Origin of the sequence: Microcoleus sp. CAWBG58, from assembly GCF_020883045.1 — a bacterium.
Taxonomy (GTDB): domain Bacteria; phylum Cyanobacteriota; class Cyanobacteriia; order Cyanobacteriales; family Microcoleaceae; genus Microcoleus.
On sequence record NZ_JAHRFA010000034.1, the window covers coordinates 27096 to 40909 of the forward strand.

At 44.9% G+C, this 13814-nt stretch carries 14 protein-coding genes; 7 read left to right on the forward strand and 7 right to left on the reverse strand.

All coding sequences use genetic code 11. From position 1 onward, the window contains the following. Positions 1-354: 354 nt before the first annotated feature. Entirely contained in the window at positions 355-2295 is a 1941-nt protein-coding gene (gene ftsH / locus QZ918_RS16745; protein WP_293336885.1) for an ATP-dependent zinc metalloprotease FtsH, read from the reverse strand. Between the two features lie 466 nt (positions 2296-2761). Between ftsH and QZ918_RS16750 the strand changes: the two genes are divergently transcribed. From QZ918_RS16750 to QZ918_RS16760, 3 genes are all read left to right on the forward strand, one after another. After that, a complete protein-coding gene (locus QZ918_RS16750; protein ID WP_527250409.1) occupies positions 2762-3052 on the forward strand; it encodes an NADPH-dependent FMN reductase in 291 nt (96 codons plus the stop codon). 152 nt (positions 3053-3204) lie between these two features. Then, positions 3205-4326 (forward strand): RNA-guided endonuclease InsQ/TnpB family protein, encoded by a 1122-nt coding sequence (locus QZ918_RS16755; RefSeq protein WP_293336887.1) that lies wholly within the window; start codon positions 3205-3207, stop codon positions 4324-4326. A gap of 28 nt (positions 4327-4354) precedes the next feature. Continuing rightward, entirely contained in the window at positions 4355-4624 is a 270-nt protein-coding gene (locus tag QZ918_RS16760) for an NADPH-dependent FMN reductase (protein ID WP_527250410.1), read from the forward strand. Positions 4625-4877: 253 nt separating this feature from the next. Here the strand turns inward: QZ918_RS16760 and QZ918_RS16765 are convergent, their stop codons facing one another. Then, a complete protein-coding gene (locus QZ918_RS16765; RefSeq protein ID WP_293154483.1) occupies positions 4878-5108 on the reverse strand; it encodes a hypothetical protein in 231 nt (76 codons plus the stop codon). 519 nt (positions 5109-5627) lie between these two features. Here QZ918_RS16765 and psb32 point away from each other — a divergent pair. Next, complete coding sequence (gene psb32, locus QZ918_RS16770; RefSeq protein ID WP_293336889.1) at positions 5628-6347, forward strand: photosystem II repair protein Psb32; 720 nt, start codon at positions 5628-5630, stop codon at positions 6345-6347. A gap of 53 nt (positions 6348-6400) precedes the next feature. Here the strand turns inward: psb32 and QZ918_RS16775 are convergent, their stop codons facing one another. Then, complete coding sequence (locus QZ918_RS16775; RefSeq protein WP_293336891.1) at positions 6401-6784, reverse strand: DUF4346 domain-containing protein; 384 nt, start codon at positions 6782-6784, stop codon at positions 6401-6403. Positions 6785-6922: 138 nt separating this feature from the next. On the opposite strand from QZ918_RS16775, the gene QZ918_RS16780 reads away from it, so the two are divergent. Both QZ918_RS16780 and dcm read left to right on the forward strand, forming a co-directional pair. Continuing rightward, entirely contained in the window at positions 6923-7060 is a 138-nt protein-coding gene (locus QZ918_RS16780) for a hypothetical protein (RefSeq protein WP_293336893.1), read from the forward strand. Between the two features lie 101 nt (positions 7061-7161). Beyond that, positions 7162-8124 carry a DNA (cytosine-5-)-methyltransferase gene (dcm, locus tag QZ918_RS16785; protein ID WP_293336895.1) on the forward strand — a complete coding sequence of 321 codons (963 nt, stop codon included), beginning with the start codon at positions 7162-7164 and terminating at the stop codon, positions 8122-8124. Positions 8125-8181: 57 nt separating this feature from the next. Here the strand turns inward: dcm and QZ918_RS16790 are convergent, their stop codons facing one another. The 4 genes from QZ918_RS16790 to QZ918_RS16805 form a co-directional block, all read right to left on the reverse strand. Further along, on the reverse strand, positions 8182-8568 hold the full coding sequence (locus tag QZ918_RS16790) for a hypothetical protein (protein ID WP_293336897.1): 387 nt from the start codon (positions 8566-8568) through the stop codon (positions 8182-8184). A 254-nt stretch (positions 8569-8822) separates the two neighbouring features. Then, a complete protein-coding gene (locus QZ918_RS16795) occupies positions 8823-9233 on the reverse strand; it encodes a hypothetical protein (protein ID WP_293336899.1) in 411 nt (136 codons plus the stop codon). Between the two features lie 162 nt (positions 9234-9395). After that, complete coding sequence (locus tag QZ918_RS16800; RefSeq protein WP_293336901.1) at positions 9396-11204, reverse strand: aspartate kinase; 1809 nt, start codon at positions 11202-11204, stop codon at positions 9396-9398. A gap of 601 nt (positions 11205-11805) precedes the next feature. Beyond that, complete coding sequence (locus QZ918_RS16805) at positions 11806-12558, reverse strand: Uma2 family endonuclease (RefSeq protein ID WP_293336903.1); 753 nt, start codon at positions 12556-12558, stop codon at positions 11806-11808. 333 nt (positions 12559-12891) lie between these two features. On the opposite strand from QZ918_RS16805, the gene QZ918_RS16810 reads away from it, so the two are divergent. After that, positions 12892-13551 carry an HAD family hydrolase gene (locus QZ918_RS16810; protein ID WP_293336905.1) on the forward strand — a complete coding sequence of 220 codons (660 nt, stop codon included), beginning with the start codon at positions 12892-12894 and terminating at the stop codon, positions 13549-13551. The last annotated feature ends 263 nt before the right edge of the window (positions 13552-13814 follow it).

Genomic DNA, 13814 nt, shown 5'->3' on the forward strand with positions numbered 1-13814 from the left:
TTTATCTGTGTTTATTTGCCTTTGATCTGCGGTTAACCTATCCAATCAAACATTAAAGGCAATTCACATCTATTAGTCATTAGTCACCAATCAAAGAGAAGAAGTAGTAGACCATGTCTGCCATAGCCTGACTAATGACTAATGATATCATGTCCAGTCGATGACCATCACAAAAAAGGTTTGTAGTGCGGACTTCAGTCCGCTTTCTGCTGCGGACTGAAGTCCGCACTACAAACCTTACTTATTTCGCGGTTAATCGACCGGACATGATATGACTAATGACTATTGAAAACTGTCAACTTAAGAGGGCAGGCCCGCACCATCCACTGCCCCTACAACTGACAATTGACTAATTCACGTTGGTGCTAGCTCTTTTTTAGTCAACTCGGTGTATCGATCGACAATTCGCCGGAATTCCTCACCATCGATGGTTTCTTCATCCAACAGCGCTTCCACCAGCTTGTCTACCAAAGCGCGGTTTTCGCGGATAATTTGGCGGGCTTCTTCGTAGCAGTGAATCGCGATTTCTCGGACTTGCCGATCGATCTTCATCGCCATTGCTTCAGAATAGTCCGATCGCGAATTCCAGTCTCGACCCAAAAACACCTCATTGTTCGGACTTTCCAAAGCCACAGGCCCCAAATCCGACATTCCGTAAAGCGTTACCATCTGTCTCGCTAGTTTGCTGACTTCTGTGATATCGCTGCTGGCGCCCAGAGTTACTTCCGCATCGCCGTAAACTTCTGCCTCCGCAGCCCGTCCGCCCAAAGCTACCGTAATCCGGCTTAACAGCCACGCCCGACTCCTCAAACCTTCGCTGTCAAGCATTTCTTCGTCGAGCACGTAGTTGGCAAAGCCTGCGATGCCACCGGAACGAGGAATGATTGTTACTTTTTCTAGGGTGTCGGTATTTTTGAGCATAGTTGAGACGAGGGCGTGTCCGATTTCGTGGTATGCTACCAGCCACTTTTTCTTGCTGTCGAGCAGCGGATTCAGAGTCAGCCCGATCGTAATTCGGTCGATCGCGTCGTTAACTTCTAAAGTACCAATCGTGTCTTTGCGTCGCCTCGCGGTGAGAATTGCTGCTTCGTTGAGCAAGTTTGCCAAGTCAGCGCCGGAAAAGCCCGGAGTGCGACGGGCGATCGTATCTAGGGCAACTTCTTCGTCGAGTTTTTTGTTGCGCGCGTGCACTTCCAAAATCCCCAAACGCCCTTTGTAGCTGGGCAAATCTACCGTTACTTGGCGATCGAACCTACCGGGCCGCAGCAGGGCAGTATCGAGCACGTCGGGGCGGTTAGTAGCTGCAATCACAATTACGCCGCTGTTACCCTCAAAGCCGTCCATCTCTGTTAGCAACTGATTGAGAGTTTGTTCGCGTTCGTCATTTCCGCCGCCAATACCGGCACCGCGCTGCCTTCCTACGGCGTCTATTTCATCGATGAAGACGATGCAGGGCGCATTTTCTTTAGCTTTGCGGAACAAGTCGCGGACGCGCGAGGCGCCGACTCCGACGAACATTTCTACAAATTCGGAACCGGAGATGCTGAAGAAGGGGACTGCTGCTTCACCTGCGATCGCTTTTGCCAACATTGTTTTACCTGTTCCTGGAGGCCCGATTAACAGAACTCCTCTGGGAATTTTGGCGCCGATGGCGTTGAAGCGTTCGGGTTTTTTGAGGAAGGTGACTACTTCTTGCAATTCTTCTTTAGCTTCTTCGATTCCTGCTACGTCGTCGAACATCACGCCGGTTTTGGCTTCCATTTGGAAACGGGCTCGGGATTTGCCGAAGTTCATGGCATTTCCTTGCGATTGGGTCGATCGACGCAGGATAGCCATCAACACTGCCAACACTGCGAAAATTACCAGCAAGTTTACGACTAAACTTACTGCGGCGGCGTTGTCGGCTGTTTGTTTGACTTCAAAGTCGATCTTTTTGGCGCGGATTTGTGAGTATAGTTCTCGGTTGTTGTAGTCGAAGAGAGTAACAATTTGCGCCTGCTCGTTTTTTTGATCTTTTAGCCTAACTTTAGCGGTTCTTTGAATTTCGTCTATTTCGACTTTACTGACTTGTCCTTTTTCTATGTTTTCGATCAGTTGGCTGTAACTCATCGTGTTGTTTGGCGCGCTGTCGGCAAAAACCGGGGTAGAGAGCAATATTCCTTGAGAAATCACCAAACTACCCAGAATGCGCCACAGATTTCGTCCTGGAATTGATTTTTTAGGATTCTGCTGGCTCGATTTGTCTTTGTTTACAGCTAGATGTCCCAGCCATGCGTGTTTCCAAGAATTTTTCATATTGCTGTGCCCAAGGTTGAAGACTGCCAAGATTGATTGCTTTTAGTTTGCTACGTTCGTTTATTTTAACAAGATGCCGGGTATTCAATGGGTTTATCTGTCCTTGACATCTCAAGAGGTACCTCAAAATGCAGGATTGTGAACCCACTGCGACTCAGAAACCGGGTTTTTGACCAAATCAGAGAGGTACGTAGTTGGGCTTTAGCCTCCTTTATCTATAGGTTTAAAGGAGGCTAAAGCCCAACTACGTACCTTTATCCTGAGTTTTTAATTTTTTATCCCGACAATAAAACCACCCTGCTTCACTCTACGCACTGCGACTCAAAAAACCTGGTTTTTCGACCATAAATCTCAAATCGCCAATCCAAAATCTCAAATCGATTGACATTTGCCGATCGCACTTGTTAGACTAATCATAGTCGTAATGAGTACGCTTTGGTCAAGCAGTTATTGTTTTTCAACTCCTATGGTAAAGATTGTCGGCATTGGTGGAAGTTTGCGGGCTGGCTCCTACAGCCAGTTAGCGCTGACGGCAGCAGCAGGACGGGTGCAAACCCTGGGTGCAGAAGTTGAAATATTGGATTTGCGATCGCTCGATTTGCCATTCTGCGACGGCGAGAATGATTATCACCAAAAGCCCGATGTGGAAAAGCTGCGGAATGCGGTACGCCAAGCCGACGGTTTAATTTTGGCAACGCCGGAGTATCACGGTAGCGTTAGCGGTGTTCTCAAGAATGCCCTAGATTTGATGAGCTAGTACCTAGGTAGCGATTAAATAGACAAAGTGGTACACTTGTAGACAAATCTACGATATACCATCCTGTTCAAACCACAGGAATTCGCAAAAAGCTTAGATTGTCAGTAAAGACAATGCTTAGGGGCGAAATATCAACTGTCGGAGGTCGAGCAATGCTTTTATCCATCAAAACAAAGCTAAAGCTAAATAAGAGTCAAGAAACGGTCATGAGTAAGCACGCTGGAATAGCAAGGTTTACTTATAATTGGGGACTGGCTACTTGGAGCGCTCTCTATAAAGATGGATTAAAGCCCAATAAATACCTGCTCAAAAAAATCTTCAACAATCATGTGAAACCTGAGTTTACATGGATAAAAGAGACCGGAATTTGCCAGAAGATAACTCAATATGCTTTTGACAATTTAGGTGATGCTTTTGCTCGTTTCTTCTCTAAAAAGGGTGGATACCCCAATTTCAAAAAAAAAGGCCATCACGACTCTTTTACTATTGACGCTGGTGGCAAGCCGATTCCTGTGGGCGGTACATCCATCAAGTTGCCGACAATCGGCTGGGTAAAAACTCACGAAGGACTACCTCACACAACTTGTAAATCAATCACCATTTCACGTACTGCCGACAGTTGGTTTATCGCGTTCGCTTACGAACAAAGTCATGAACCAACGGTCAAAAGTCATGAGGTTGTAGGAGTGGACTTGGGAATTAAAGAATTGGCTACCCTTTCAACTGGCGTAGTATTTCCAAACCCAAAGCACTATAAAGCGCATCTCACAAAACTCAAGAGATTATCAAGAGTTCTTGCGAGAAAAGTCAAAGGTTCTGGAAATAGATATAAAGCTAAAGTTCAGTTAGCAAAACACCATGCAAAGATAGCAAACCTCAGGAAAGATACTCTGCATAAAATCACTACTTACTTATGCAAAAACCACGCAACAATAGTAGTAGAAGATTTGAATGTCAGTGGAATGCTAAAGAATCACAAACTAGCACAGGTAATAGCTGATTGTGGATTCCATGAATTTAAACGTCAGTTAGAATACAAAGCTAAAAAGTTTGGTTGTGAGATAATCGTTGCTAATCGCTGGTTTCCATCAAGCAAAACCTGTTCAAATTGTGGACACATCCAAGATATGCCACTGAAAGAAAGAACTTACAACTGTGGAAGTTGCGGTCATTCGATGGACAGGGACTTAAATGCAGCGATAAATTTATCACGGTTGGCTTTCACGGTGAAAGCTTACCGAGGGATAACCGCTCCCATGCTCCCGATGAAGTAAGAAGCAAATGTCTAGACTTGTCTAGTTTTTGTATAGCAGTTTCGAGCATTTGGACGGGAAAGTTGCAGGTGCAATCAGCGTGTTGGGAGGACAAGCGAACAACAACGCCCTTAACGATTTGCGAACCATTATGAGATGGGTACACGCTTGGGTAATTCCCGAACAAATTGCGATCGGACAAGCTTGGAAAGCTTTTAGTCCCGATGGTAAATTGTTGGATGAAAAACTGTCTCAAAGGTTCGATGAATTTGCCATGAGTTTGGTAGAAAACACTCAAAAATTGCGAGGAATTTCGTAATTCAGTTGACAGTTGACAGTTGACAGTTGACAGTTGAAAGCACTTGACCTATAAGTCCGAGGATTGGGGTAATGAATCGTCTGATTTTAATTTCTCAAGGGCGATCGGGGCTCCGGCTTTCAACCAATTTTTTCTGGTAATTAGACCGATCGCAAATGTAGTCGAGGATGCAACTGGGATAGCCTTATGGTGTGTCAGTTCCAATAATTGCTCGATTTGAAGAGGCTGACTCTGACGCACCCTACAAGCTATCTTAAAATGGCATATCGATTGCATCCCCGAAAGGATGCGGTACGTCGATCGGCATTCTTCCGGGTTTAGACTCATAGTTATCAATCCACTTTTTAGCCAATTCCAAAGCTTCCTCTTCAGTTTTGGCATTTTGGACGGCGACGTGGCGGTTGCCGCGGCTATCCCAAACTTCGACGTAGAATACTTTCTGGGATTGAAGAATCCAACCTTTATAAGTGTCTGCTGGTTCCATACTTAAAATCGTAAAATAATCCGGCGGGGAGTTGGACTGACGACCTAATTATAAATATTGCACCGTGTAAAATGAATTTTACAGGGGGTTCTATAGTATTTTTGGAAAAAAGTCAGTGTTACGGTTAACCTCGTCATTGACCCCAGCCCAAAGGCATGGGGCTTGAAAGAGGAAGGCTCACCACCTTCACAAATTCAGGACTAAACCAGTGTCTAGCCTACGTCTTTAAGACAAACTGAACTGTCTGGGAGTGGTATCCCGCAAAACGTTAAGAATGCCTCCCTAGTTTTTAACCACTTTGGCAGTCAGTGGCGAAGGGAAATATACACCTAGAAATAGGGCTTACCGCAACTTTTCGGTAGCAAACACTATGCGTACAGGGTCGCAAAATTTGAAACGGTAATTGTCCCGTTGAAAGTGCAACACTTTCATCACACCGAACTCTTGCGACTCCAAGGCGGTAGTAACAACAAATGTAAAGCCGTCCTGAAAGGACGGGGTTTCAAACCCATTTTTCTGATGACTAGACTAGAGCAATTATTTAACTGGAGAAATTATCTCCAACAAGCGGCTGTGACGATCGCGATCGTCCTGATCGCATCCCAGATAGCGGTATTGCCGGCATTGGCGACGGGCGTTTACGAAATGCCAATGTTGTCGGCGGGCGATCGAACTTGGGTGTGGGACAAAGGCGACGTACTCAGCCGGAGCACTGAAAGCAACATCAGCAGCGTACTCGACACCCTGGAACAGAAAACAGGAAAACAAGTCAGGTTTGTCACTATCCACCGCCTAGACTACGGCGAAACGACTGCCACTTTCGCAGATCAACTATTTGAACAGTGGTTTCCCGCAAAAGAAGACCAGAACAATCAAATTTTACTCGTTCTCGACACTGTTACCAACAGCGCGGCAATTCGCACCGGCGAAGGGGTAAAGTCACTGCTAAGCGATGAAATTGCCCAGAGTGTAGCTGGGGAAACTGTGCAAGTGCCGCTGCGAGAAGGTAATAAATACAACGAGGCATTTTCCGAAGCTAGTTCCCGGATTGCGACTGTGATGTCGGGCGAACCAGATCCGGGCGCGCCTAAAGTTGTGGATAACATTCAAGTTGAAGGCACGTTTAAGAAAGCTGAAGAAACAGACCAAGGTAATGCCACAGTTGTTGTGGTCGTGCTGTTGGTGTTGGCGACAGTGATTCCGATGGTGACTTATTTCTGGTATCAAGGTTTTTCTTGAACTGTTGACTGTTGACTGTTGACAGCGAGGTTTTTAAACAGTTGATGCTTCGACTAATCTTGAATGTATTCTCGATCGTTCAATAAGGCAATTTCTGCCCGCACAAATTCCCGTCCCAGATAAGCCGCGTGATCGAACATTGTCACCGGGCTGGGGCGGGTTTCTTCTAGGATTTTGACGCAAAGTTCTTTGGCGGTTCTGCCGCTAAAAAGCGTGCACTGAGTGCGTTCTACTTTGCCGCGGGCGGGGATCGGTTTGCCGGTTTCGGGATCGACAGCCAGACCGCGATCGTCGATGATGTTGGTGAAGTGTTTGGCGCAAATTGAGCTGGTGGTGCGATCGACATAGATGATGAAGTAGCCGCCCGGATCGAGGTCGATGTGACGTTTGGATAGCTTGTCATCAATTGCGGTGAGGTTTTCCAAGGTTTGACTCATGGTTGTTAAACAGTTGACAGTTGACAGTTGACAGTTGACAGCGAAGTGACAATAACGGAGATTTAAACTCCGTTCTTATCACAATCTACCTTCATGCTGGGCCTTCAAACCCCTGCTGTTGGCGAAAGGAAGTAGGTAATGGCTGTTTTTTGTTCTGCTATTTCTAGTTTAGTCGGCTGCGGGACAAGTTTGGGAGTTTTTTGGGCGATCGGCATTCTACCCGATATCTGCATACACGGCAATTCCCTGTGGGATGTCGGTTTTTGTTTAGATTAGTTTTTTGAACCACAGAGAGCGCAGAGAGCGCAGAGTGGAAGAAGAGAGAGGAACAAAATCTGTTATTATTAGATTTAGTAATGTTTTACGTTAAATTATAGATGAAATTTATAGACTTATTTTCGGGAATAGGAGGTTTCAGGCAAGGTTTTGAAAAAGTGGGGTTTAAATGCGTTTTTTCCTGCGAAATTAACAGCAAATGCCGGGAAGTGTACGCAGATAATTTCGGCGAAGTTCCGTTTGCAGACATTAGTAACATCAATCCCGCGGAGTTGGGAGACTTTGATGTTTTAGTTGCGGGGTTTCCCTGCCAACCTTTTAGCATCTGCGGCAAGAAGCTGGGGTTTGAAGATACTAGAGGTACGCTGTTTTTCGAGATTTGTAAAATCATCAAAATTAAGCAACCTCAAGTAGTTGTGCTGGAAAATGTCAAGCACTTAATCCATCACGACAAGGGAAATACTTTAAAAGTAATTATTGCCAGCCTTGAAGATTTGGGATACAGCGTAAATTATAAAATTTTGAATGCTAAAGATTTTGGAATTCCCCAACACCGCGAACGAATATTTATTATTGCAACTCAGGGTAAAAAGTTTAATTTTTCTCATCTCAAAACCAAGTTTCCGCCAAGACTCAGGGAATTTCTAGACGAGACAGGAGATTTTGAAATATTGGATAAATCTGAGTATACTTTAATTGAGTCTCCGAGAAAGCAAGATTCGGGACTTGTATTTGTAGGTTACAGAAATAAAGGTACTTGGAAAACTGGCGTGAGGCCGAATACAGAACATTTATCGAGGGTTCACAGACAGCCGAATCGCATTTATTCGGTGGATGGCGTGCATCCGACAATTCCTTCGCAAGAAACATCGGGCAGGTTTTTTGTCTATTTTCGCGATCGAGATTTGGTGCGAAAGTTGACGCTGAAGGAATGCTACCGTCTGATGGGTTTTCCTGAAGATTTTAAGAGTTATCCGAGTGCGGGGGAAAGTTACAAGCAAATTGGGAATTCTGTTTGTGTACCGGTGGTGGAGGCGATCGCAAAAGAAATACTCGACGGTTGAAACTGCCGAGTATTATCAAAGGTTTTTAATCCGGATTTAATCTGAAAACTTGCTCAGCTATGTTTGCGAAGGTGTCCATACAATTCTCGATCGATCTGCTAACAAATCGGCCAATCTTTCAGCCCTGTCTCGGTCATCTGCCACATAAGGTAAACCGACAATCTGAGCGTGGGACGCAGAGTCAGGTACTGCATCTAAACCTAATTCGCGAATTTGTCCTACTTGAATGCTAGCAACTCCGTAACAATTTCTGAATTTTGCTGCACATTGTTCGGGCGAACAAACACTGCCAATTGTTACCGATAAACCAGGCTCATTGGGTCGAAGTAAATAAGCGAAAAGTAAAACTATATCGCTGGTTTCATCAATCCATTGTCTCCGAAGTAAAGCTCTATAGACAATAGCACTGTCAGCTAAAGAATCGAATTTATAGTTTGCAGTCATAAGTATTTAGTCATAAAAATGTCATTCGCAGAACAAATCAGATAATTTATCCACGAACAATAAATATTATAGCACGAGAGCATCCCGTTTTTGTAGGGGCGAAGCATTCGCGCTGAAAATCTCTCGTATAGTCGATAAGATACAGGCGCGAATGCTTCACCCTTGCGGATATGTTTGCACAATCCGGATGCTCCCCATAGCACTTCATTACATATTTAAGACTAGATGAGAGTGACTCCGAGAAAATTTATCAGTTATACCTTGTTGAACCACTCTAACCAATGAACTAACGTTGACGCGGAAATCAGATCTTCCGATTTATATTCCTGATTTTTTTGATGATAAATGTAAGCTTTACCCTGGGCATTAGATGGGCAAAATAACCTGACTCTACAATCAGCATTTCTATTTTGCCAAGCAAGTCTAATACTACCTTGGTCATCAGTACCAGTCGAGCATTTTGGAAAACTGTTCCCCATAATATCATAAGCCTCAACAACCAATTTCATCGCTGTCCTGAAAGCATACTCAGTCGGTCTCAAAACCCCGTACTCATCCTCTTCTTCTAAATCTAAAAGTTCGATCAGACGTTCGATAGTGATGCGGAAATTCGATAAACCGCTATTGCTACTACTATCAGTAATTTTTTCGTTAGCTACTGTCATAATATTAAATTCCTTTTGGTCGATCGCCAATTCGATCCTAACACAGTTTAATGCTTGGGCATTTGCAGTAAGAACTTTTGTCGCTAGTTCATAAAAAAGTAGGACTGAAGTCCTTACTACAAACCTGTAAGAAAGGACTAAAGTCCTTACTACGAACCTTTATTAGGCGGGAATTTGGATTTTTTCTGTGCCGGCAAGTTCAAACGCGGCGTGAATTGCTTTCAAAGCTGTGACACCTTGGGCTTCATCCACAACGCAGCTAATCTTAATCTCAGAAGTGGCAATCATTTGAATGTTGATGTTGTGCTCGGAAAGCGCTTCAAACATCTTCGCCGCTACTCCCGGATGCAGTACCATGGCGGAACCTACTACGCTAACTTTAGCTATTTGTGTATCGACTGCTATTTCGCCCCAGCCGAATTCAACTGCTGATTTTTCTAGGACTGTTTTGGCTGCGGTGGCGTCTATTTGTGCTACGGTAAATGCTATGTCCCGTGTTAAGATGCCGTCGATATTGTGGCAGCGTTGCGATTGAATGATTATATCTACGCTGATGTTTTCTTCTGCTAACAGTCCGAACAGTTTTGCTGCTACTCCGGGTCGATCGGGCAATTGGCGAATTGCGAGACGCGCTTGATTGAGATCCAACGCTACGGCGCGCACTGCGGGCGGTTTGTTGGATGAGGAATGCAGCCCGATAGGAGAGTTGGCGACATCAAATACTTTGCAGAGTTCGGCAACTGCCCGATCGCACTCCGCAGCATCGATCGTACAACTAACTTTCACTTCGGAGGTGGAAATCATCTGAATGTTAATTCCCGCATCCGCTAAAGTCTTAAACATCTCGGCTGCTACCCTCGGCCGCCCGATCATTCCGGCACCGGCAATGCTAACTTTAGCTATGGGTCGTTCCTCTGCTTTTACTTCTGGTTCCCCCAATTCTGGGCGAGAATTTTTACCCAGGGCGGGGACAATTGCATCTGCAACCGCGACAGCTTGATTCAGGGAATTTCGCCTGACTGTAAAGGCGATATCGTTCGTATTTCCTTCGTGAATTGATTGGATAATTAAGTCTACATCGAGACTTTGCTGCGCGATCGCACCGAACAACCGCGCTGCTACTCCCGGGCGATCGGGCAAACGCAACAGCGACACGCCCGCCTGATCCAAGTCAAATTCCACCGCATCGACCGCTTTTGCGAGCTCTAAGCCCTCTAAAGGACGCGGTTGGGGGGGAGGCGACACCACGCGGGTACCGGGGGCGTCACTCCAGCTAGAAAGCACTACCAGGGGGACGCCGTAATTTTTGGCAATCTCTACGGCGCGCGGATGCAGGACTTTTGCACCCAAACTCGCCAATTCCAGCATTTCGTCGCAGGTGATCTCATCCATCAATTGCGCGTCGGCTACCAAGCGCGGATCTGTAGTTAGAATTCCGGGCACGTCGGTATAAATTTCGCACCTGTCGGCGCGCAAGGCTGCGGCGAGGGCTACTGCTGTGGTATCCGAACCGCCGCGCCCCAAGGTGGTGATTTCCAATTCTCCGGCGTCGGCGATGCCTTGAAAACCGGCAACGACGACGACTTTTCCGCTATTTAACTGGGTTTCCATGCGCGCCGGATCGATTCGCAAAATCCGGGCGCGGGTGTGGGCGGCTTCGGTGACGATGCCGACTTGGGCGCCGGTGAGGGAAATGGCGGGCTGTCCCATTTCCTGCAATGCCATGCTTAAAAGTGCGATCGATACTTGTTCCCCAGTGGAAAGCAACATATCCATTTCCCGTTTGTTGGGATTTGGGGAAATTTCCTTAGCGAGTTTCACTAAACCGTCAGTCGTTTTCCCCATTGCTGAAAGTACGACGACGAGGGAGTTTCCAAGCTGTACTGTTTTGACAACTCGTCGGGCTACTTCTAAAATGCGATCGACTGTACCAACCGATGTTCCGCCATATTTCTGAACAATTAGTGCCATAGGACTTACACAAAGCTACAAAATACTTATCAAATAATACAAGCAGCTTCTGGACTAGAAGCGATCTTTTTTAAATTTTCCATACTACAAATTAGTTGAACCACAAACAATATGTGCGTAGGGGCTGGTTTTACAGCCATTTACGAATCAAAAAAAATAATTTAATAAACCCGCCCTCTTGATTCTAGCAATTGCGATCGGTGCTTGAAATCAAGCAAACAAAAAATGTTTGTAGTAAGGACTTTAGTCCTTGATGCTCTGCTCTTAAGGACTGAAGTCCTGACTGCAAACCGGAGTTAATTTCACACCCGAAGATTGGAAATGATTTAGAATTGCCATATAGCAATCCTAAATGATTGATGAAGATTTGTAGGGGTAGTGCCCCCGTGCCTACCCCTTATCTATCCGGGGAACCAGGGTCTTTAAGAACCCTACAAAAATTATGCAAATAATTTAGGACTGCTATAGCTGTCAACTATCAACTATCAACTATCAACTGCCAACTATCAACTGTCAACTGTTAAGAGGGCAGGCACGGGGGCACTGCCCCTACAACTGTCAACTGTCAACTGTCAACTGTCAACTGTCAACTGTCAACTGATTAACCTCCTTCTAACTCTCGCAAACGCGCTTCCAAAGCTTGAATTCGCAACTCAGCTTCTATGCGCCTTTGTCGTTCTTTTTCTGCCTGTTCCTCCGCCGCCAACAGCAAAGTCCCCAAGTCATCCCACCAGCGCAGCCAAGGCAGTTCTACGCCCTGATAAACTCCTTGCCAAATGCCTAATTCTACTCCTATTTGTGCGATCGGGTAATGTCCGCGATTATTTGGTGCGGCTAACTCGAAGCGGTCTTCGACTAAATGATAGACTTCAACTTGGGCTTTTTTAACTTCATAAATCGCGTAAAAAGCAGGTCTAATAATCCGCTCGTAAATCCAGAACTTCCCCTTTCTGGGAGTCTTATCTCTTTCTTCGCTTCCATCTCCAGAAACAAATTCTAGTATAATTAACGGCGGTATTAATTCTTTCCACATCACATAGGAACGCCGCATATTTCCGTCGAGAGTTGGCGGCACGTCGGGGACGTAAAACCAATCTGGTGCTTCGGCTCCTTTTTCGGGCGGTTCTGGGGGTTGCGCTACTCGCCAATAAATACCTGAATCTTGACCGATGCAGTATTGTCCGTCGGGATGAATTTGGTCTAAAATGGGTCGAACAGATGTTGTTAGCAGGATGCTTTGAGGAAGTTCTTGAAAGTTTTTCACAAAAGTACCGTCGGAGTCGGGTAATTGAGTGTGGTCGGGAAATTCTGTAAAATCTGTTACTAGAAGTTCGGTTTTTTCGGTGACACTCATGTTGACCTCTTGAATGTTGAAAGATTATCGGCATTCACTTAAATTCGGCAGGATTGGTAATCGGTAATTGGGAAAAATGTAATTGCCAGCACACATTACTTAATTGAGTAATAGTATACTGGTTTATTGGGTGCATCTCAACTTTGAAGCCTGAAGAAGCATGACCGCATATAAGTTATTAGTTATAATCTCATATTCACTGCGGTCATGCTTCGCCCCGGAGCGATATATTTCCCAAACTCCCGATGCAACCCGTTTATTGTTATTTATAGATTGACAATTCTATTGTATCATCGTTTTCAGCCTCATGTTGCTATCTAGGGAATTTTGAATATGAGTCAGTACAAGTTAATTATTTTCGACTTCGACGGCACTTTGGCAATTACTCATAAAGCCATTATATCTTGCATTACTAAAACTTTTGAAAGTTTTGGTAACATACCGCCTGAGGCAGAGATAATTCAAGCGACGATCGGCATTAATTTACCAAATACTTTCAAAATCCTCCATCCGGCGATCGAGGAAAGCGCAATTCCGGAATGGGTTGAAACTTACCGCTCTTTTTATCGGACGGAAGGTGAAAAGCAGCTTGATTTATTTCCCGGGACAAAGCAAGTATTGCAGGTAGCAAGTAAGTCAGAATTGAGTCTGGGAGTTTTCAGCAACAAACACGTTAATTTTGTTAATTTGTTCCTGGAAAAGTTGAGAATTAACGGTTTTTTTGATTTAATTTTAGGTGATGACGGACAAATTATTCAAAAGCCAAATCCGAGTGTTTTCCACTCGATAATTAAACCCCTGTTCCCGGATTTGGATAACAGTCAAATGTTAATGGTTGGCGATACAGCGGTTGATTTGCTGTTTGCTAAAAATGCTGGGATAGATGTTTGTTGGGCGGCTTACGGATATGGCGATCGCGCTGAGTGTCTCGCCCTAGCACCGACTTTTGCGATCGATGATATTTCCGAACTGGCTGCGATCGTTCAAAATTAATCTTGACTCGGTTTTTTTGAGAATAGTTTGGATCGTTTAACAACTAAAAAAGATTTGATTAAAAATATTTCACTAGAGCCGGAGTCTCTATTTTGGCTCTAGAGGTAAAACTTTATTGCCGGCAGCAGTAAGCCGACTAAACGCTGTTAATTAATATTAGTTTTAAAAATGAATGCAACTGTAGGTAAACTCCCAACTGCGAGATTCATCAGCAAGTCTCAATCTAATGTCTAAAATCTCAAATGGTATAAACTATACCAGGG